This window comes from Inhella gelatinilytica, from assembly GCF_016093295.1.
GTDB lineage: Bacteria > Pseudomonadota > Gammaproteobacteria > Burkholderiales > Burkholderiaceae_C > Inhella > Inhella gelatinilytica.
Genome location: NZ_JAEDAL010000003.1, coordinates 13,221 through 30,525, shown reverse-complemented (window position 1 = coordinate 30,525; position 17,305 = coordinate 13,221). Strand labels below are relative to the sequence as shown.

The 17,305-nt window shown below is 65.2% G+C and carries 16 protein-coding genes; 10 read left to right on the top strand and 6 right to left on the bottom strand.

What is annotated here, in order from left to right; genetic code table 11:
• Position 1: 1 nt before the first annotated feature.
• Positions 2 to 1,036, bottom strand: a complete 1,035-nt coding sequence (murB, locus tag I7X43_RS08030) for a UDP-N-acetylmuramate dehydrogenase (protein WP_198100422.1) — start codon at positions 1,034 to 1,036, stop codon at positions 2 to 4.
• Positions 1,037 to 1,076: 40 nt separating this feature from the next.
• Between murB and I7X43_RS08025 the strand changes: the two genes are divergently transcribed.
• The 6 genes from I7X43_RS08025 (at position 1,077) to I7X43_RS08000 (ending at position 7,842) form a co-directional block, all read left to right on the top strand.
• A complete protein-coding gene (locus I7X43_RS08025) occupies positions 1,077 to 1,577 on the top strand; it encodes a YajQ family cyclic di-GMP-binding protein (RefSeq protein ID WP_198100421.1) in 501 nt (166 codons plus the stop codon).
• A gap of 5 nt (positions 1,578 to 1,582) precedes the next feature.
• Positions 1,583 to 2,218: a retropepsin-like aspartic protease family protein gene (locus tag I7X43_RS08020; RefSeq protein ID WP_198100420.1), complete on the top strand. Its 636-nt coding sequence runs from the start codon at positions 1,583 to 1,585 to the stop codon at positions 2,216 to 2,218.
• A gap of 2 nt (positions 2,219 to 2,220) precedes the next feature.
• The gene (locus I7X43_RS08015; RefSeq protein ID WP_198100419.1) at positions 2,221 to 3,222 is read left to right on the top strand and encodes a bifunctional riboflavin kinase/FAD synthetase; all 1,002 of its coding nucleotides are present in this window, start codon (positions 2,221 to 2,223) and stop codon (positions 3,220 to 3,222) included.
• A 99-nt stretch (positions 3,223 to 3,321) separates the two neighbouring features.
• Positions 3,322 to 6,183 (top strand): isoleucine--tRNA ligase, encoded by a 2,862-nt coding sequence (gene ileS / locus I7X43_RS08010; RefSeq protein ID WP_198100418.1) that lies wholly within the window; start codon positions 3,322 to 3,324, stop codon positions 6,181 to 6,183.
• Positions 6,183 to 6,668, top strand: a complete 486-nt coding sequence (gene lspA / locus I7X43_RS08005; RefSeq protein WP_198100417.1) for a signal peptidase II — start codon at positions 6,183 to 6,185, stop codon at positions 6,666 to 6,668. The genes ileS and lspA overlap by 1 nt, the downstream gene beginning before the upstream one ends.
• Before the next feature lie 52 nt (positions 6,669 to 6,720).
• The gene (locus tag I7X43_RS08000) at positions 6,721 to 7,842 is read left to right on the top strand and encodes a sensor histidine kinase (protein WP_198100416.1); all 1,122 of its coding nucleotides are present in this window, start codon (positions 6,721 to 6,723) and stop codon (positions 7,840 to 7,842) included.
• Here the strand turns inward: I7X43_RS08000 and I7X43_RS07995 are convergent.
• Genes I7X43_RS07995 through I7X43_RS07985 form a run of 3 tightly spaced genes read right to left on the bottom strand, consistent with a single transcriptional unit; the run spans position 7,826 to position 11,446 of the window.
• Positions 7,826 to 8,245, bottom strand: coding sequence for a hypothetical protein (locus I7X43_RS07995; protein WP_198100415.1), 420 nt, complete (start codon positions 8,243 to 8,245; stop codon positions 7,826 to 7,828). The genes I7X43_RS08000 and I7X43_RS07995 overlap by 17 nt on opposite strands.
• An 8-nt stretch (positions 8,246 to 8,253) precedes the next feature.
• On the bottom strand, positions 8,254 to 9,621 hold the full coding sequence (locus I7X43_RS07990) for a sigma-54-dependent transcriptional regulator (RefSeq protein WP_375140389.1): 1,368 nt from the start codon (positions 9,619 to 9,621) through the stop codon (positions 8,254 to 8,256).
• The gene (locus tag I7X43_RS07985) at positions 9,605 to 11,446 is read right to left on the bottom strand and encodes a sensor histidine kinase (RefSeq protein ID WP_198100414.1); all 1,842 of its coding nucleotides are present in this window, start codon (positions 11,444 to 11,446) and stop codon (positions 9,605 to 9,607) included. The genes I7X43_RS07990 and I7X43_RS07985 overlap by 17 nt, the downstream gene beginning before the upstream one ends.
• 179 nt (positions 11,447 to 11,625) lie before the next feature.
• Here I7X43_RS07985 and I7X43_RS07980 point away from each other — a divergent pair, with 179 nt between their 5' ends.
• Genes I7X43_RS07980 through I7X43_RS07965 form a run of 4 tightly spaced genes read left to right on the top strand, consistent with a single transcriptional unit; the run spans position 11,626 to position 15,149 of the window.
• Complete coding sequence (locus I7X43_RS07980; protein WP_198100413.1) at positions 11,626 to 12,549, top strand: branched-chain amino acid ABC transporter permease; 924 nt, start codon at positions 11,626 to 11,628, stop codon at positions 12,547 to 12,549.
• Positions 12,550 to 12,559: 10 nt separating this feature from the next.
• The gene (locus I7X43_RS07975; RefSeq protein ID WP_198100412.1) at positions 12,560 to 13,642 is read left to right on the top strand and encodes a branched-chain amino acid ABC transporter permease; all 1,083 of its coding nucleotides are present in this window, start codon (positions 12,560 to 12,562) and stop codon (positions 13,640 to 13,642) included.
• Between the two features lie 6 nt (positions 13,643 to 13,648).
• Positions 13,649 to 14,422 carry an ABC transporter ATP-binding protein gene (locus I7X43_RS07970; RefSeq protein ID WP_198100411.1) on the top strand — a complete coding sequence of 258 codons (774 nt, stop codon included), beginning with the start codon at positions 13,649 to 13,651 and terminating at the stop codon, positions 14,420 to 14,422.
• 7 nt (positions 14,423 to 14,429) lie between these two features.
• Positions 14,430 to 15,149 carry an ABC transporter ATP-binding protein gene (locus I7X43_RS07965; RefSeq protein ID WP_198100410.1) on the top strand — a complete coding sequence of 240 codons (720 nt, stop codon included), beginning with the start codon at positions 14,430 to 14,432 and terminating at the stop codon, positions 15,147 to 15,149.
• Between the two features lie 22 nt (positions 15,150 to 15,171).
• Here I7X43_RS07965 and I7X43_RS07960 read toward each other — a convergent pair whose 3' ends face one another.
• The gene (locus I7X43_RS07960; RefSeq protein WP_198100409.1) at positions 15,172 to 16,038 is read right to left on the bottom strand and encodes a DUF2520 domain-containing protein; all 867 of its coding nucleotides are present in this window, start codon (positions 16,036 to 16,038) and stop codon (positions 15,172 to 15,174) included.
• On the bottom strand, positions 16,038 to 17,216 hold the full coding sequence (locus I7X43_RS07955; RefSeq protein WP_198100408.1) for an acyl-CoA dehydrogenase: 1,179 nt from the start codon (positions 17,214 to 17,216) through the stop codon (positions 16,038 to 16,040). Before I7X43_RS07955 ends, I7X43_RS07960 begins: the two co-directional genes overlap by 1 nt.
• Between the last annotated feature and the right edge of the window lie 89 nt (positions 17,217 to 17,305).

The following is a 17,305-nucleotide window of genomic DNA, read 5'->3' as shown; positions in this document are numbered from 1 at the left end:
CTCAGACCACGACGGGTTCGGCTTCCAGCACCACACCAAACCGAGCTAACACCGAAGCCTGGATGGCCTGCGCGAGGGTCAGCACTTCCCCCCCTCGGGCGTCCCCACGATTCACGAGCACCAAGGCTTGTTTTTCGTAGACCCCGGCTCCGCCAATGGACTTGCCTTTCCAACCACAGGCATCAATCAACCAGCCAGCCGCAAGCTTGTAGCGGCCATCCGGCAGGGCGTAGTGAACCAAATGTGGATCGCGGGCAATCACTTCGCGGCACACCGCCTCGCTGACGACCGGATTCTTAAAAAAGCTACCGGCGTTGCCGATCTGCGCCGGATCCGGCAATTTGGCCCGCCGAATGGCGCACACCCAATCAGCCACCTGCTGAGCAGTGGGCTCCGCCACGCCGGCTTGCTCTGCGGCGCGCTGCAGGTCCAGATAGCCCAACTCGGGACGCCAAGACTTGGGCAACCGAAATCGAACGCGCAGGATGACGCTGCGATCCTTGAGATGCTGCTTGAACACCGAGTCACGGTAACCAAACCGGCAGCCGGCGCGGTCCAGCGTGACCGTTCGGCCCGTCATCAGGTCCACCGTATCCAGACTCTCGAACCGATCCTGCACTTCAACGCCATAGGCACCAATGTTTTGGACCGGCGCCGCACCCACCGTTCCCGGAATGAGGGACAGGTTTTCCAAACCTGGGGCCCCCTGTTGCAAGGTCCACTGCACAAAATCGTGCCAGCACTCCCCTGCGCCGCCTTCCACCACCCAGCTGTCGCCGTCATCCCAAAGTCGACGGCCCAGCACTTCCACCTTCAACACCAGGGCTTGCACGTCCCGTGTCAGCACCAAGTTGCTGCCCCCGCCCAAAATAAATTTCGGCACCGGACCCCATTCCGGGTGGTTGATCACCCAGCGCAAGTCGGCCTCGGAGCGCAGGCGAATCAGGCGGCGGGCTCGCGCAGGCAACGCAAAGCTGTTGTAGGGGCGCAGGTCGACATCGGTTTCGACCACGGGGGGAGCATGCAGCGGGTTCATCGCGGAGAATTGTCCCCGTAACCCTCAGAAAGAGAATCCCATGCCATCTTTTGACGCCGTTCTTGAGCCCAATTTTGTTGAGATCCGCAATGGTGTGGACAACGCCGCCAAGGAAATCGGAACCCGCTTTGACTTCAAAGGTACCGGCGCCTCTATTGAGCTCAAGGGCAAAGAAAAAGACAGCACGATCGAGTTGGTCGGTGATTCGGATTTCCAGTTGGAGCAACTCGAAACCGTGATCATGGACAAGATGACCAAGCGCAAAGTGGAGCTCACCTACTTTGATCGCGAGGCCAAAGTCGAAAAACTGGGCGGGGACAAGGTGAAGAAGGTCTGGAAAGTCCGCGCCGGTATTCCCAGCGACTTGGCCAAAAAGATCGTGGGCAAGATCAAGGACAGCAAGCTCAAGGTGCAGGCCGGGATTCAGGGGGACGCTGTCCGGGTGACGGGCAAGGACCGGGACGTCCTGCAAACTTGCATCGCCCTGCTGCGCAAGGAAATCAGCGACACCCCGCTGAGCTTCAACAACTTCCGGGACTGACCCCCATGATTCGCCCGCTGCTACTGACCTGTGCGCTGCTCGCTCTGCCGGCGTGGTCAGCCGGGTTGCGGGTCTCGCTCAACGGCACCCTGGGGCCCTCCACCGCCCTGTTGGTGATTGAAGGCCAAGTCCGATCAGTGCGAATCGGGCAGACCATCGATGGCGTGCGGCTGATTGGCTTGTCTGACGATGGCGCGATGGTCGAGTTCGACGGACAGCGCCAACTGCTGCGACTGGGAGCCCTGCCGGTCTCACAGGGCACAACGTCCAGCCAACAAAAAATTGTCCTGGGCGCGGACGAAGACGGTCACTTCACCGGCATTGGCATGATCAACGGTCAGACGATGCGTTTCATGATCGACACCGGGGCCACCGCGGTCGCCATTGGGGTGAACGACGCGCAGCGCATGGGATTGCGCTACCGCAACGGACGCCAGGTGTGGGTTCAAACCGCCAATGGGCGCGTGCCCGGTCATGTGCTCACGCTGGACCGCGTCCGCATCGGCGATGTCGAAGTGCCGGGCGTGGAGGCCATCGTCACGCCCCAGCCGATGAACTTGGTGCTGATCGGCAACAGCTTTTTGAAACGCTTTCAAATGCAGCGAGAGAACGAAGTGCTGACCCTGGAGCGCCGGTACTGAGCATGCAGGTCTTCCGAGGCTTTCACCACCCCGCCATCGCGCCTGCATGCGCGCTGACCATCGGCAATTTCGACGGCGTGCACCGGGGCCATCAGGCCATGCTGGCCCTCCTGCGCAGCGAAGCGCAGCACCGGGGTCTGCCCAGTTGTGTGCTGACCTTTGAACCGCATCCTCGGGACCACTTCGCCAAACTGGCTGGAAAACCCGAGCTGGCGCCAGCGCGCATCGCCACGCTGAGGGACAAACTGGCCGAATTGGAGCGGTGTGGCATCGACCAAACCGTGGTCTTGAAGTTTGATTCGCGTTTGGCGCGTCTGAGTGCACGCGATTTCGTCGAACAGGTTCTGGTCAAAGGCCTCGGCGCCCGCTATGTCCTGGTCGGCGACGATTTCCGCTTCGGCGCTCAACGCCAAGGCGACTACGCCACGCTGGACGCCCTGGGCACACAACTCGGGTTCGATGTCGCCCGCATGATGAGTTACGAGGTGCATGGCCTGCGCGTCAGCAGCTCCGCGGTTCGCGAGGCGCTGGGGGCTGGGCTGATGGACCGCGCCAGCGCCCTGCTCGGCCGGCCCTATGCGGTGACGGGCCATGTTCTGCACGGACTCAAGTTGGGCCGAACTTTGGGCAGCGGATTTCGGACCCTCAATCTACGCTTTTCGCACCCCAAGCCCGCCGCACGCGGCATCTTCGTGGTTCAGGTCGAAGGCCTCGGACCGACGCCCCTGCCCGGTGTGGCGTCGCTGGGGAGTCGCCCAACAGTCGATGACAGCGGGCGGATGCTGCTCGAGGTCCACTGTTTGGAGTGGCCGGCTTCGCTGGGCCCAGAGGGGGGCTACGGTAGACTCGCCCGCGTGGAACTGCTGCACAAACTGCGTGATGAAGCCCGATTTGAAGGGCTGGACAGCCTAACCGCCGCCATCGCGGCGGATGTGGCGGCAGCACGTGCGTGGTTCGACGGCCATGCCGCCGAGCGGCGCCAAACCACCCGCGACCGAATTTGACGATCGGTTGTGCCGAAAGCGGCACCTGGCAAGGCACTGCCTTGCCCCCAACTGCCGATCCACTGAGCCCCCGCCCGGGCCATTTGAACCCTGACTGCCATGAGCCAAGCGCCTGATTACCGCAGCACCCTGAACCTGCCCGATACCGCCTTCCCGATGCGCGGCGACCTGCCCAAGCGTGAACCGGGCTGGATTGCGGCTTGGCAAGCCGAGGGGCGCTACGAATCCCTGCGCGCCGCGCGCGCGGGTGCACCCAAGTTTGTGCTGCACGATGGCCCGCCCTATGCCAACGGCGCCATCCACATCGGTCACGCCGTCAACAAGGTGCTCAAGGACATGGTGGTCAAGAGCCGCCAACTGATGGGTTTCAACGCCGCCTACGTGCCCGGCTGGGACTGCCACGGCCTGCCGATCGAGAACGCCATCGAGAAGGCCCACGGACGCCACCTGAGCCGTGACGACATGCAGGCCAAGAGCCGCGCCTACGCGACCGAACAGATCGCGCTGCAGCGCAAGGACTTTGAGCGCCTGGGCGTGTTGGGCGAGTGGTCGAACCGCTACGCCACCATGGACCCCAAGAACGAGGCGGGGCAAATCCGCGCCTTCAAGAAGGTCATCGAGCGCGGCTTTGTGTACCGCGGCTTGAAGCCCGTGTACTGGTGCTTTGATTGCGGCTCGTCGCTCGCCGAATTCGAGATCGAATACGCCGACAAAAAGAGCCAGACCCTGGATGTCGCCTTCCCCACGGCCGAACCCGCCAAGTTGGCGGCGGCCTTTGGCCTGGAGGGCGAATTGCAGGCCAGCGCCGTGATCTGGACCACCACCGCCTGGACGCTGCCCGCCAACCAGGCGCTGAACCTCAACCCCAAGCTGCGCTATGCCGCCGTGAAGACGGCGCGCGGTTCCTTCATCGTCGCCCAGGCGCGGGTCGAAGACTGCCTCAAGCGCTGGGCTCTGGAGGGCGAGGTCGTCGCCACCGCCCAGGGCGAGGCCCTGGCGGGGCTGAATTTCCACCACCCACTGGCCGCCACCGACGCCGGCTATGCCCGCTTCTCGCCGGTGTACCTGGCGGACTACGCCACCGACGAGGACGGCACCGGCATCGTGCACAGCGCCCCGGCCTATGGCCTGGATGACTTCTTCTCCTGCATGAACCACGGCTTGCGGCACGACCAAATCCTGAATCCGGTTCAGGGCGACGGCCGTTATGCCGAGGACCTGCCCCTCTTTGGCGGGCTGAACATCTGGAAGGCCTGCCCCGTCATCATCGAGACGCTGCAAAACGCCGACCGCTTGCTGGCCACCAGCACCATCACCCACAGCTATCCGCATTGCTGGCGCCACAAGACGCCGGTGATCTACCGTGCCGCGTCGCAATGGTTCATCCGCATGGACGCACCGCACAAGGGCACCGAAGGTGTCTTCACGCGTGAAGCCCCCACCCAGACGCTGCGCGAATTGGCCCTGGCCGCCATCGAAGAAACGGCCTTCTATCCCGAAAACGGCCGTGGGCGCCTGCGCGACATGATCGCCAACCGCCCGGACTGGTGCATCAGCCGCCAGCGCGCTTGGGGCGTGCCCCTGCCCTTCTTCCTGCACAAGGACAGCGGTGACCTGCACCCCGACACCATGGCCATCCTGGACAAGGCAGCAGACATCGTCGAAGCCGGCGGCGTGGAGGCCTGGAGCCGCCTCACCCCCGAGGATGTGCTCGGCGCCGAAGGCGCGAACTACAGCAAGAGCACCGACATCCTGGAGGTCTGGTTCGACTCCGGTTCCACGTTTGAGCACGTGATGAAGGGCAGCCACGCCGGGCTGGCGCACGAGAGCGGCCCCGAGGCCGATCTCTACCTGGAAGGCCACGACCAGCACCGCGGCTGGTTCCACTCCGCCCTGCTGCTGGGCTGCGCCCTGCACGGCCGCGCACCCTACAAGGGCCTGCTGACCCACGGCTTCACCGTGGACGGCCAGGGCCGCAAGATGAGCAAATCGGTGGGCAACGTGGTCGCCCCGCAAACCGTCTCCGACAAGATGGGCGCCGAGATCATCCGCCTGTGGGTGGCCGCCACCGACTACAGCGGGGACCTGGGCATTGACGACAAGATCCTGGCGCGCGTGGTGGACGGCTACCGCCGCATCCGCAACACCTTGCGCTTCTTGCTCGCCAACGTCAGCGATTTCAACCCCAGCACCGACGCCGTGCCGGCAGAGCAGCTCTTTGAGGTGGACCGCTACGCCCTGGCGCGCGCCGCGCAATTGCAAGCCGACATCCTGGCCCATTACGAACGCTACGAGTTCCATCCCGTGGTGGCCAAGCTGCAGGTCTACTGCTCCGAGGACCTGGGCGCCTTCTACCTGGACGTGCTGAAGGACCGCCTCTACACCACCGCCCCCAAGAGCCTGGCGCGCCGCTCGGCGCAGACGGCGCTGTGGCAGATCACGCACGCCATGCTGCGCTGGATGGCCCCCTTCCTGAGCTTCACCGCCGAAGAAGCCTGGCCGCTCTTTGCCCAGGCCGGCCAACCTGGTGTGGCTGGCAGCGGCAAGAGCCTCTTTGAAGAGCAGTTCTGGGCCTTCGCCGGCGCCGACGAGGCCCTGATCGGCAAATGGAACCGCGTCTTGGCCGTGCGTGCCGAGGTCAACAAGGCCTTGGAAGCGGTGCGCGCCGAAGGCGGCATCGGGGCCTCCCTGCAAGCGCGAGTGCGCTTGACGGTGGGCGCGGACGACTGGGCGGTCTTGAACAGCCTGGGCGACGACCTGAAGTTTGTGCTGATCGTCTCGCACGTGGAGCTGGTCGCGGGCGAAACCCTGGCCGTTGAGGTGCACCCCAGCACCGCGGACAAGTGCGAGCGCTGCTGGCACTACCGGGAGGACGTGGGTCGCAACCCCGCGCACCCGCAGCTGTGCGGTCGCTGCGATGACAACCTGCATGGCGCGGGCGAAGCCCGGGCGCACGCCTAATGAAGGCCGCGGTTCCCAACTGGTGGCGCTGGCTGGCGCTGGCTGGCATCGTGCTACTTGCCGACCAGTTCACCAAGGTTTTGATCCTGGGCTCGTTTGACCTGCACGACAGCCGTCGCGTCACCGATTTCTTCAACTTGGTTCGCGCCCACAACACCGGGGCTGCCTTCAGCTTTTTGGCTGGGGCCGGCGGGTGGCAGCGCTGGTTTTTCACGGGCTTGGCTGCGGCTGCCGCGGTGTTCATCACGTTGATGCTGCGGCGTCATGGCAATCAGCGACTCTTCGCTTGTGCCTTGGCACTCATTCTGGGTGGCGCCGTGGGAAACGGCGTGGACCGCTTGTGGCACGGCTATGTGGTGGACTTCCTGCAATTCCACTGGGGCGGTTGGTCGTTCCCGGCCTTTAACGTGGCCGACAGCGCCATTACCCTCGGGGCCATCGCCTTGATCTTGGACGAAATCCTGCGCGTGAGGGCAAGCCGCTAAGGACGGCCCCCCCAGCTACGTGCTAAAACGGCGAGGCTGTTCCCACCTGCCCATGACCGCATCGCCTCCCGTCCGGACCGCTGACCCTGGCCTGTCTGCCGAGCTGTGCTTGGCCTCGGGTCGCTTGCTGGCGGGCAGCGCCGTCGCCCTGGACCTGCTGGAGCGCCTCCAAGGCTGGGCGCAGGCCTCGGACCTGGCCCGTTTGCTGGCCGATGCCCCGCGGGCCCAGGAGGCCCTGGATACCGCTCGTAAGAACCAGGTCTGGCGCCACACCGCTTCACTGCACCTCCCCGAGGGCACCCGGTGGTATCGCTTGGAGTTGCACGCCGGCCCCACCGACACCGGGCGTTTGGTGGGCGTCGACATTCACGACGTGATCGAAGCGGGACTGGAAGTCCAGCGCCAACTCCGCGAAGCGCAGCATCAGGCCCGTGGACAAACCGAGATGGCCTCGCATCTGGCCCATGAAATGCGCACGCCCCTGGCGGGAATGATCAGCCTCACCGAACTGGTCATGGGCAGTGAGATCACGGACCGCCAGCGCAAACTGCTGGGTCTGGCCCTGCAGTCCGGTCGAGGTTTACTGGAACTGCTGAACCACAGCCTGGACTTGGCCAAACTGGAAGCTGGCGGGGTGCAACTGGAAAGCGCGCCCTTCACGCTTCATGAGTGCCTGAAAGAAGCGCTGGGGCCGCTGCTGCCGCAAGCGCATGCCAAAGGGCTGAAGTTGGCGGCACGCATTCAGCCGGGCGTCCCCCACCATCTCCTGGGCGATGCCCTTCGATTGCGGCAGATCATCGTCAATCTGGTTGGCAACGCCTTGAAGTTCACGGCCAAGGGCGAGGTCCGTGTCGACATTCAACGCGCCGATTGGCACTCAGAGAGTCCTGGGGGCGAAGGGTGCACCGAATTGCGCCTGTGCCTTGCCGTTACCGACACCGGCCCTGGCATGAGCCCGGAACAGCAGCAGGCCCTCTTCAAACCCTATCAGCAAGCGGACGCCTCCATTGCCCGGCGCTTCGGCGGCACGGGGCTGGGTCTGTCCATTGCTCAACGCTTGGTCTGCCTGATGGGGGGGCAGATTGAGGTGGAGAGTACCCAAGGCGTCGGCTCGTGCTTCCGCTTTGAGTTTGACGCCCAGCGGCTCCCGGAGCCGCTCAATACCGCAGCATGAAAGCCACGGCGGCCGGTGCTGGGGTGCGGTTGGTCCACGACCAGCAGTAGCGGACCGATTCTTCCGGCACCAGGCGGCCCTGCAGGGACTTTGCTTTGGTGCGCTGGTCAGCGCGATAGACGCGCTTGCCAATGCGGTGCAGCACCTGAAAGCCCAGCGGGGCGCTGGCGTAGAAACTCCACTCCACCGCCTGGCCTTGGTTCAGCGGCCCACACACCTCCAGAGCCTGACCGGGCAAGAGGCGTTGATCGCCTTCGAATCGCTGCGACGAGCCCCACTGAATCCCTTGCACGATCACCGTCGGTGACGGCTTCGGCGGGGCCGGGGGCTGCGCGCTCACCGAAACACTGACGCCCAAGCCAAGGGCCCAGCCGAACACCCGGCCCAGTAACCGAACCGACATCCGCCCCCTCACGGACGATCCCCGCGGAAACGCTCCAGCTCAATCCCCAATCGGTGAAGTTTGTCGTACAGCGTCTTCTTGGGAACCCCAAGGGCTTCCATGACCCGCTGTACGTTGCCGCCATGGCGGCTGAGCGCTTGCTCGATCAAGGCGCGCTCGACCGCTTCCAGTTGCTGCGCCAAATTCACCCCTCCTGGCGCCGAGACCGGGAGCAGGGACTCCCCGCCGCCTTCCAGCACAAATCGGTCGGCCGCATTGCGCACTTCGCGCACGTTGCCGGGCCAGTCGTGCGCCATCAGCTCCCGCAGCTTGTCGGGGTCGAGGTCCGGGCGCTCGCATCCATAGCGCTCGGCGGCCTGTGCCACAAAGTGTTCAAACAACAAGGGAATGTCCTCGCGCCGTTCACGCAGCGGGGGTAGCTCCAAGACAGCGACGTTCAGCCGGTAGTACAGGTCGGCACGGAATTTGCCTTCGTCGGACAGCTTCAGCAAATCCGCCTTGGTCGCCGCAATCACCCGCACGTCCAGCTTGATTTCGTCGTTGGAGCCCAAGCGCTCCAACTTGCGCTCTTGCAGCACCCGCAGCAGTTTGATCTGCAGTGCCACGGGCATGGTCTCGATTTCATCCAAAAGCAGGGTTCCGCCATTGGCGTGCTCCAACTTGCCAATGCGTCGCTTGGCGGCTGAGGTAAACGCGCCCGATTCATGACCCAGCAGTTCGCTTTCAAACAGGCTTTCGGGCAGCCCACCGCAATTGATGGCCACGAAATGACGATCGCGCCGTTTGCTGTGGTCGTGCAGGCAGCGCGCCACCAACTCCTTGCCCGTCCCGGTTTCGCCCAAGATCATCACGTCAGCATTCGTGCCGGCCAGCTTGAGCACCCGTTGTCGCACCTGTTCCATCGCCGCCGAACGACCCAGCAACGCCGCTTCGATGCCGTGCCGGTCTTGCAACTGCGTCCGCAAGTCCTCCACCGTTTGGCGCAGCAGCCGCTTTTCGATGGCCCGCTGCAGGGTTTCCACAAAACGTTCAGGCGCAAACGGCTTCTCAATGAAGTCATACGCGCCCAGCCGCATCGCTTTCACGGCCATGGACACATCGCCGTGGCCCGTCACCAACACCACGGGCAGGGTGTCGTCCAGCGCCAGCAGCCGCTCCAGCAAGGCCACACCGTCCAGCCCCGGCAAGCGCACGTCGGTGGCCACCACAGCGGCCTGCCCCGGGGTAAAGGCACTCAACAGGGCTTCCGCGGATTCAAAAGGCCGCACAGTCAGGCCCGCCAACTCCAGGGTCTGCACCAGAGACTCCCGGACCTGCGGATCGTCTTCCACGTACAGCACTTCCACGCCTTCAAACATCTCAACGTCCCTCATCATGTGCAGCGGGCAAGTCAAAGCGGAACTCCATGCCCGACTCCCCCGGCCAAGGCACCAGCATGCCGCCAAACTCCCGCACGATTTGAGCTGAAATCACCAGCCCCAAGCCCAGGCCCTGCCCGGCCGGCTTGGTCGTGAAGAACGGTTCGAACAAACGAGCCCGCGCTTCGGCACTCAGCCCGGCGCCGGTGTCGCTCACCGCCACAAAAATCCGGGCCCCCTGAGTCCAGGCACGCAGGCCCAGGCGACGCGCCGGCGCGGTCTCCATGGCATCGACCGCATTGCCGATCAAGTTCACCAGCACCTGCTCCAGTCGCGTGCCATCGCAATGGACGTGCAACGTGACCTCCACCTGCTCGTCCACCTGCACCTGGGCTTCGCGCAGGCGGTGCTCCAACAACACCCGGGCATTGGCCACCGCTTGCGCCAAGTTCACCCGTTCGTGCCGGGTTCCGCTGCGCCGCGAAAAACTCTTGAGCTGCGAGGTGATGCGCGCCATGCGCTCGACCGCCGCCTCGATATTGACCAAATTTCGCTGCACGGCCTCCAGCTTGCCGGCCTCCAGAAACCGCTGCGAGTTGGCCGACAGCGCCCGCAAGGCCGTCAGCGGTTGGTTGACCTCATGGGCCACCCCCGCCGACAACTGCCCCAGAACGGCCAATTTGCCAGCCTGCACCAACTCGTCCTCGGCTCGCAGCCGTTGCTCAATTTCTCGCGTGAGCTCGGCATTGGCTTGACTCAGGGCCTGCGTGCGCTCTTCGACCTCGCGCTCCAGCGCATCCCGTGCACGGGCCAGTTGAATCATGGCCCGACGCCGGAACAGGTAATAAATGCCCAGCAGCCCCAATAACGCCCCCAAAGCGCCGCCGCCCCAGGCCGCACGGCCGGCATCGCGCCACACTTCCGTCGGGTCCGACAGGGTCATCAAACGCAGGCCCCAGGCCATCATGGGACGCTCCTGCACCAACAACCGCGTGGGCAAGTCCCGCGCCCGATCCCCCTCAGGCGCCTGCAACTGCCACAGCATCGACCCCGCACTGGCTTCGCCGCGTGACTCCCAGCGCAGCGCATCCCGGCCCTGCGGCGGGTAGTGCAGGGACAGATGGCGCGGCATCTCCGCCCAGCTCTGGGTGTTGAAGCCCTCGACAAACCGGCGGTACTTCCACGCCGGCACGGAGCTCAGGGTCACCACGTCCTGCCGATCCACCACCAGGAGTTTTTCACCCCGCGAGCGCTGCCCGAGCCCCACCCAGGTGGCCTCCAACGGCGCCAGATTGATGCGCACCATCACCTGCCCCAGCACCCGGTCCCCCCGGCGCACCGGCGCCGCATGGAAGTAATCGGTGCTGGTTTCGTTCGATGAGAAGAAGCCAGACTGCCCGTCCACCAAAGCGGCGGCGATCGATTCCAGGCGAGCGGTCTCCAGCACACTGGGGGCCTCCGAGGCGCTGAACAATCTCAACTTGCCGGCACGGTCCACCACGGCGATCAACAGAGAGCCCGCTTGGGCATTGATTTGCGCCAGTCGGCGCTGAACCCGCGATTCCGCCCCGGCATCCCCCTCCAGCACCGCCGCCACTTCGTCCCCCAAGGCAACGAGGGCGGGCACATGGGCCAGCCGGGTGATCTCCGCTTCGAGGCTACCGGCGTACAGCTCCAGGCGCTCCACCCCCAGCTCGGTCAGTCGCTCCAAGCCCGCACGCTCGGTCAAACGGTGGGTCAAGCTGAAGCCGGCCACTGCCAGCACCACCGTCAGGCCGGTGGCCAGCGCCATTTGGTGCCGCCACAACAGACGGCTGAGCGGGCTTAAAGGGGATCGGGGCATCAGGGTAATCACGCAGGTGGATCGCCAGACGACCCGGGGGGCTGAAGTGTGGCTTCCCGCCCCGTTGGCGACAAGCCCAGGCGTGGCGCCCAGGGAACGCCCCGTTTCAGAGGTTTGGCACGCAATCTGCTTATGTTCTTGGGTTCTATCCCTGAGGGGCGTTCGCGCGCTCAATACCCATGGAAGTTTTTTTTCAACAAGTGATCAACGGCCTGGTGCTGGGGGCGATGTACGCCCTGGTGGCCCTGGGCTACACGATGGTGTACGGCATCATCAACCTGATCAATTTCGCCCACGGTGAGATCTTGATGATTGGCGCCCTGGTCAGCTGGACCGTGGTGGGCGCCCTGGCCGGCGCAGGCCTGCCCGGCTGGGCCTTGATGATCGTGGCGCTGCTGTGCGCCATCGTGGTCTGCTCCATCGTCAACTTCAGCATCGAAAAGATCGCCTACCGGCCCCTGCGCAGCGCACCCCGGCTGGCACCGCTGATCACCGCCATGGGCATGAGCCTGCTGCTACAGACCCTGGCCATGGTGATTTGGAAACCCAACCCCAAGCCCTTCCCGCAACTGCTGCCGGCCGAACCCTTCAACCTGGGCGGGCCCGTCATCTCGGTGACCCAGGTCGTGATCCTGGTCACCACGGGCGTGCTGCTCGCTGCGCTGATGTGGCTGGTCAACAAGACCAAACTCGGGCGCGCCATGCGGGCCACAGCCGAGAACCCCAAGGTTGCCGCACTGATGGGCGTGAAGCCCGACTTCGTGATCTCGGCCACCTTCGTCATCGGTGCCGCACTGGCCGCCGTAGCCGGCCTGATGTGGGCCGCCAACTACGGCACCGCACAGCACACCATGGGCTTCATGCCCGGTCTCAAGGCCTTCACGGCCGCCGTGCTCGGCGGTATCGGCAACCTGGCAGGCGCCATGGTGGGCGGCATCTTGCTGGGGCTGATCGAAGCCATTGGCGCGGGCTACCTGGGCGACCTGACCGGCGGTGTGCTGGGCAGCCACTACGCCGACATCTTTGCCTTCGTCGCGCTGATCCTGGTGCTGACCCTGCGCCCCTCGGGCCTCTTGGGTGAGCGCGTGGCGGACCGCGCTTAAGGAGCGTTTCATGAACAAAAAACTGATCACCTTTTTGCTTTGCGCGGTGGCCCTGATGGGGCTGCCGCTGGTGGCGCAGCAGTTCGGCTCTGGGCCGGTGCGCATTCTGGACACCGCCCTGCTCTACGTGCTGCTGGCCCTTGGGCTGAACATCGTGGTGGGCTACGCCGGTCTGCTGGACCTGGGCTACGTGGCCTTCTACGCCGTCGGCGCCTACATGTTCGCGCTGATGGGCAGCCCGCACCTGATCGAGAACTTCCCGCTGATTGCCGAGTGGTTTCCCAATGGGTTGCACACGCCGCTATGGATCGTCATCCCGCTGGGCGCCGGTTTGGCGGCCTTGGCCGGGGTGCTGCTCGGTGCCCCCACGCTCAAGCTTCGGGGTGACTACCTCGCCATCGTGACGCTGGGCTTTGGCGAAATCATCCGCGTGTTCATGAACAATCTGGAGCACCCGGTCAACTTGACCAACGGCCCGCGCGGCATCGGCAGCATCGACTCCATCCACGTGTTCGGCGTCTCGCTGTCGCAAAAGACCTCACTGTTCGGCATTGAATTGCCCGGCGTGACCTTGCACTACTACCTGTTCCTCGCCCTGGTGGTGGTGTCGGTGCTGATCTGCCACCGCCTGGAGAACTCGCGCATCGGCCGTGCCTGGATGGCCATCCGTGAAGACGAAATCGCCGCCAAGGCCATGGGCCTGAACACCCGCAACCTCAAGCTGCTGGCCTTCGGCATGGGCGCCACCTTTGGCGGCGTGGCCGGGGCCATGTTCGCGGGCTTCCAGGGCTTTGTGAGCCCGGAATCCTTCAGCCTGCAAGAGTCGGTGCTCATCGTGGCCATGGTGGTGCTGGGCGGTATGGGGCACTTGCCGGGGGTCATCCTCGGCGCCCTGTTGCTGGCTGCCCTGCCCGAGGTGCTGCGCTATGTGGCCGGTGACGTGCAACAGCTCACCGACGGCCGCATCGATGCGGCCATCCTGCGCCAGATGTTGGTGGCCCTGGCCATGATCGTCATCATGCTGATGCGCCCACGCGGCCTGTGGCCCGCCCCCGAACATGGCAAACCCGCCCCGGTGCCCGTCAAGGAGTAAGGCGTCATGAGCAAGAACACCATTTTGAAAGTTGTCGGCGCCAGCAAACGCTTTGGCGGCGTGCAAGCCCTCTCCGACGTGGGCATCACCATCGAGCAAGGGCAAGTCGTGGGCCTGATCGGCCCCAACGGCGCCGGCAAGACCACGTTCTTCAACGTGATCACCGGGCTCTATGTGCCCGATTCCGGCACCTTCGAGCTCGGCGGCCAGGCCTACAAGCCCGAGGCCGTGCACCTGGTGGCCAAGGCCGGCATTGCGCGCACCTTCCAGAACATCCGCCTTTTCCCCGAAATGACGGCGGCTGAGAACGTAATGGTGGGCCGCCACGTGCGCACCCATAGCGGCCTGCTGGGCGCCATCTTGCGCACCCCAGCCTTCAAGGCGGAAGAGAAGGCCATTGACGCCCGCGCCCGCGAGCTGCTGGATTACGTGGGCATCGGCAAGTACGCCGATTTCCGCGCCCGCACGCTCTCCTACGGCGACCAGCGCCGCCTGGAGATCGCCCGCGCCCTGGCCACGGACCCCAAGCTGATCGCACTGGACGAGCCCGCCGCCGGCATGAACGCCACCGAGAAAGTGGTGCTGCGCGAACTGATCGACCGCATCCGCAAAGACGGCCGCACCATCTTGTTGATCGAACACGATGTGAAGCTGGTGATGGGCCTGTGTGACCGCGTCACCGTGCTTGACTACGGCAAGCCCATAGCCGAAGGCACGCCCGCCGAAGTCCAACGCAACCCCAAGGTGATCGAGGCCTACCTCGGCGCCCAAACGCACTGATCCCACCATGAGCCAACCCATCCTCCTCCAAGTCGAGAAGCTCAAGGTCGCCTACGGCGGCATCCAAGCTGTCAAGGGCGTCAGCTTTGAAGTGCGCGAAGGCGAGCTGGTGAGCCTGATCGGCGCCAACGGCGCCGGCAAGACCACCACGCTCAAGGCCGTCACCGGCCTGCAGTCCGTGGCCGACGGCGACGTGAAATACCTCGGCCGCAGCATCCGCGGCCAAGGCGCCTGGGACCTGGCCAAGCAAGGCCTGGTCATGGTGCCCGAAGGCCGGGGCACCTTCACGCGCATGACCATCGTCGAAAACCTGCAGATGGGCGCCTACATCCGCAACGACAAGGCCGAGATCGCTGCGGACATGGAGCGCGTCTTCACCTTCTTCCCGCGCCTCAAGGAACGCCGCGACCAATTGGCCGGCACCATGAGCGGCGGCGAGCAGCAGATGCTGGCCATGGGCCGCGCGCTGATGGCCCGCCCCAAGGTGCTGCTGCTGGACGAACCCTCCATGGGTCTTTCGCCCATCATGGTGGACAAGATCTTCGAGGTGGTGAACGAGATCCACGGCCAGGGCGTCACGATCCTGCTCGTCGAGCAAAACGCCAGCCGCGCCCTGCAGCTGGCCAGCCGCGGCTACGTGATGGAGTCCGGCGTCGTCACCATGACCGGCAGCGGCCACGAGCTGCTGGCGGACCCGAAGGTGCGCGCCGCGTACCTGGGCGAGTAAGCCGATCAAAGGAGGGCCTGACTCAGGCCCTCAAACTGTCTTCCAGCGCCTGCACCGCCTCCGGCGGCAGGCGCTTGGCGGCCAGTGGCAAGAGCGCCCGCATCAGGGCCTCGTACAGCTGCTGTTGATCCGCCGTCGCTTGGGTCTGCAAGGCCTGCACATGGCGGTGCAACACCGCGGCATCGCCCCGCGCCAGCGGGCCGGACAGCGCCCCGCCCACGCCCCGCGCCAGCGCAGCATCCAACGCACCCCGCGCCAGCGGTGCCAAGGCCGCCCAGGCGGTGGCCTCGTCGGTCTGCAGGGCTTGGGCCATCAAGGCTTGCGCCAAGCTCAAGGGGGCCAGCAGGCCGCTGGCACCGGAGTTGGCCGCTGCGTGATAAAGCGCCCGTTGCTCGGACTGCAAGGCCAGCGGCAGCGCGCCCAGGTCGCGCGCCAGGTGGTGCAGTGGCGCTGCATCCAAGGCCTCGGCCTCGATGCCCACCACCACACCGCGAAACACCTGCGCCGCTGCCTCGCGGCTGGGCAGCGGGTCGGCCATCAATTGCAACGGGTGAAAGCCCGCCGCACGCGCTCCGGCCGCAACCGCCGGCTCTAGCGCCCCCAGCGGCGTGGCCCCGCTGAGGTGCACCGCCACCTGCCCCGCGCGCCACGGCAGGGCCGCGCACACGGGTGCGATGTCGGCGTCCCGCACCGCGAGAAACACCCAATCCGCCCGCGCACAAGCTTCGGCCGGCGTGAGCGGCGCCAGCCCCAAGGCCTGCGCCAGCGGCGCCGCACGCAAGGCATCGCGCACACCCAAAGCAACAAGCGGCCAACCGGCCGCTTGCAAGGCTTGGCCCAGATGAGCGGCGGTGCGACCCGCGCCCACCAGGGCAATGGTGGCGTGCATCAGAACGCGGCGATGCCCGTCTGGGCACGGCCCAAGATCAGCGCATGGATGTCGTGCGTGCCCTCGTAGGTGTTCACAACTTCCAGGTTCACCAGGTGGCGGGCGATGCCGAATTCGTCGCTGATGCCGTTGCCGCCCAGCATGTCGCGCGCCATGCGGGCGATCTCCAGGCTCTTGCCGCAGCTGTTGCGCTTCATGATGGACGTGATCTCCACGGCGGCCGTGCCTTCGTCCTTCATGCGGCCCAAGCGCAGGCAGCCTTGCAGGCCCAGCGTAATCTCGGTCTGCATATCGGCCAGCTTCTTCTGGATCAGCTGGTTGGCCGCCAGGGGCTTGCCAAACTGCTTGCGGTCCATCGTGTACTGGCGCGCCATGTGCCAGCAGAACTCGGCCGCACCCAGCGCGCCCCAGGCGATGCCGTAGCGGGCGCTGTTCAAGCAGGTGAACGGGCCCTTTAGGCCGCGCACCTCGGGGAAGGCGTTTTCTTCGGGGCAGAACACGCCGTCCATCACGATCTCGCCCGTGATGCTGGCGCGCAAGCCCACCTTGCCGTGGATGGCGGGGGCGGTCAGGCCCTTCCAGCCCTTTTCCAGCACAAAGCCGCGGATAGCACCTTCATCGTCCTTGGCCCACACCACGAACACGTCCGCGATGGGCGAGTTGGTGATCCACATCTTGCTGCCGGTGAGCTCAAAGCCGCCCGGCACCTTGCGCGCGCGGGTCACCATCGAGCCGGGGTCCGAGCCGTGGTTGGGTTCGGTCAGGCCAAAACAGCCGATCCACTCGCCGGTGGCCAGCTTGGGCAGGTACTTTTGCTTGGTGGCTTCGCTGCCGAACTCGTTGATCGGCACCATCACCAGGGACGACTGCACGCTCATCATCGAGCGGTAGCCCGAATCCACGCGCTCCACTTCGCGGGCCACCAGGCCGTAGCACACGTAGTTCAGGCCGGCGCCGCCGTATTGCGTCGGGATGGTGGGGCCCAGCAGGCCCAGCTCGCCCATCTCCCGGAAGATCGCCGGGTCGGTTTGCTCGTTGCGGAAGGCCTCCAGCACGCGCGGCATCAGGCGCTCTTGGCAATAAGCCGCCGCGGCATCGCGCACCATGCGCTCGTCGTCCGTCAGCTGCTGGTCCAGCAGCAGGGGGTCGTCCCAGTGAAAACTTGCTTTGGTGGCCATCGTGGTGTCTCCGTTCCGAAGCCGCGGAGTATCCAAGGCGTGACGATTCGTGTCCAATTCAAAAAACCACTGCAACGATTCGTATCGCA

What these genes read in the sequence shown, in the direction of transcription:
- murB (WP_198100422.1), bottom strand. Translation starts at nt 1,036, where the DNA reads ATGAACCCGCTGCATGCTCCCCCCGTGGTCGAAACCGATGTCGACCTG.
- I7X43_RS08025 (WP_198100421.1), top strand. Translation starts at nt 1,077, where the DNA reads ATGCCATCTTTTGACGCCGTTCTTGAGCCCAATTTTGTTGAGATCCGC.
- I7X43_RS08020 (WP_198100420.1), top strand. Translation starts at nt 1,583, where the DNA reads ATGATTCGCCCGCTGCTACTGACCTGTGCGCTGCTCGCTCTGCCGGCG.
- I7X43_RS08015 (WP_198100419.1), top strand. Translation starts at nt 2,221, where the DNA reads ATGCAGGTCTTCCGAGGCTTTCACCACCCCGCCATCGCGCCTGCATGC.
- ileS (WP_198100418.1), top strand. Translation starts at nt 3,322, where the DNA reads ATGAGCCAAGCGCCTGATTACCGCAGCACCCTGAACCTGCCCGATACC.
- lspA (WP_198100417.1), top strand. Translation starts at nt 6,183, where the DNA reads ATGAAGGCCGCGGTTCCCAACTGGTGGCGCTGGCTGGCGCTGGCTGGC.
- I7X43_RS08000 (WP_198100416.1), top strand. Translation starts at nt 6,721, where the DNA reads ATGACCGCATCGCCTCCCGTCCGGACCGCTGACCCTGGCCTGTCTGCC.
- I7X43_RS07995 (WP_198100415.1), bottom strand. Translation starts at nt 8,245, where the DNA reads ATGTCGGTTCGGTTACTGGGCCGGGTGTTCGGCTGGGCCCTTGGCTTG.
- I7X43_RS07990 (WP_375140389.1), bottom strand. Translation starts at nt 9,621, where the DNA reads ATGATGAGGGACGTTGAGATGTTTGAAGGCGTGGAAGTGCTGTACGTG.
- I7X43_RS07985 (WP_198100414.1), bottom strand. Translation starts at nt 11,446, where the DNA reads ATGCCCCGATCCCCTTTAAGCCCGCTCAGCCGTCTGTTGTGGCGGCAC.
- I7X43_RS07980 (WP_198100413.1), top strand. Translation starts at nt 11,626, where the DNA reads ATGGAAGTTTTTTTTCAACAAGTGATCAACGGCCTGGTGCTGGGGGCG.
- I7X43_RS07975 (WP_198100412.1), top strand. Translation starts at nt 12,560, where the DNA reads ATGAACAAAAAACTGATCACCTTTTTGCTTTGCGCGGTGGCCCTGATG.
- I7X43_RS07970 (WP_198100411.1), top strand. Translation starts at nt 13,649, where the DNA reads ATGAGCAAGAACACCATTTTGAAAGTTGTCGGCGCCAGCAAACGCTTT.
- I7X43_RS07965 (WP_198100410.1), top strand. Translation starts at nt 14,430, where the DNA reads ATGAGCCAACCCATCCTCCTCCAAGTCGAGAAGCTCAAGGTCGCCTAC.
- I7X43_RS07960 (WP_198100409.1), bottom strand. Translation starts at nt 16,038, where the DNA reads ATGCACGCCACCATTGCCCTGGTGGGCGCGGGTCGCACCGCCGCTCAT.
- I7X43_RS07955 (WP_198100408.1), bottom strand. Translation starts at nt 17,216, where the DNA reads ATGGCCACCAAAGCAAGTTTTCACTGGGACGACCCCCTGCTGCTGGAC.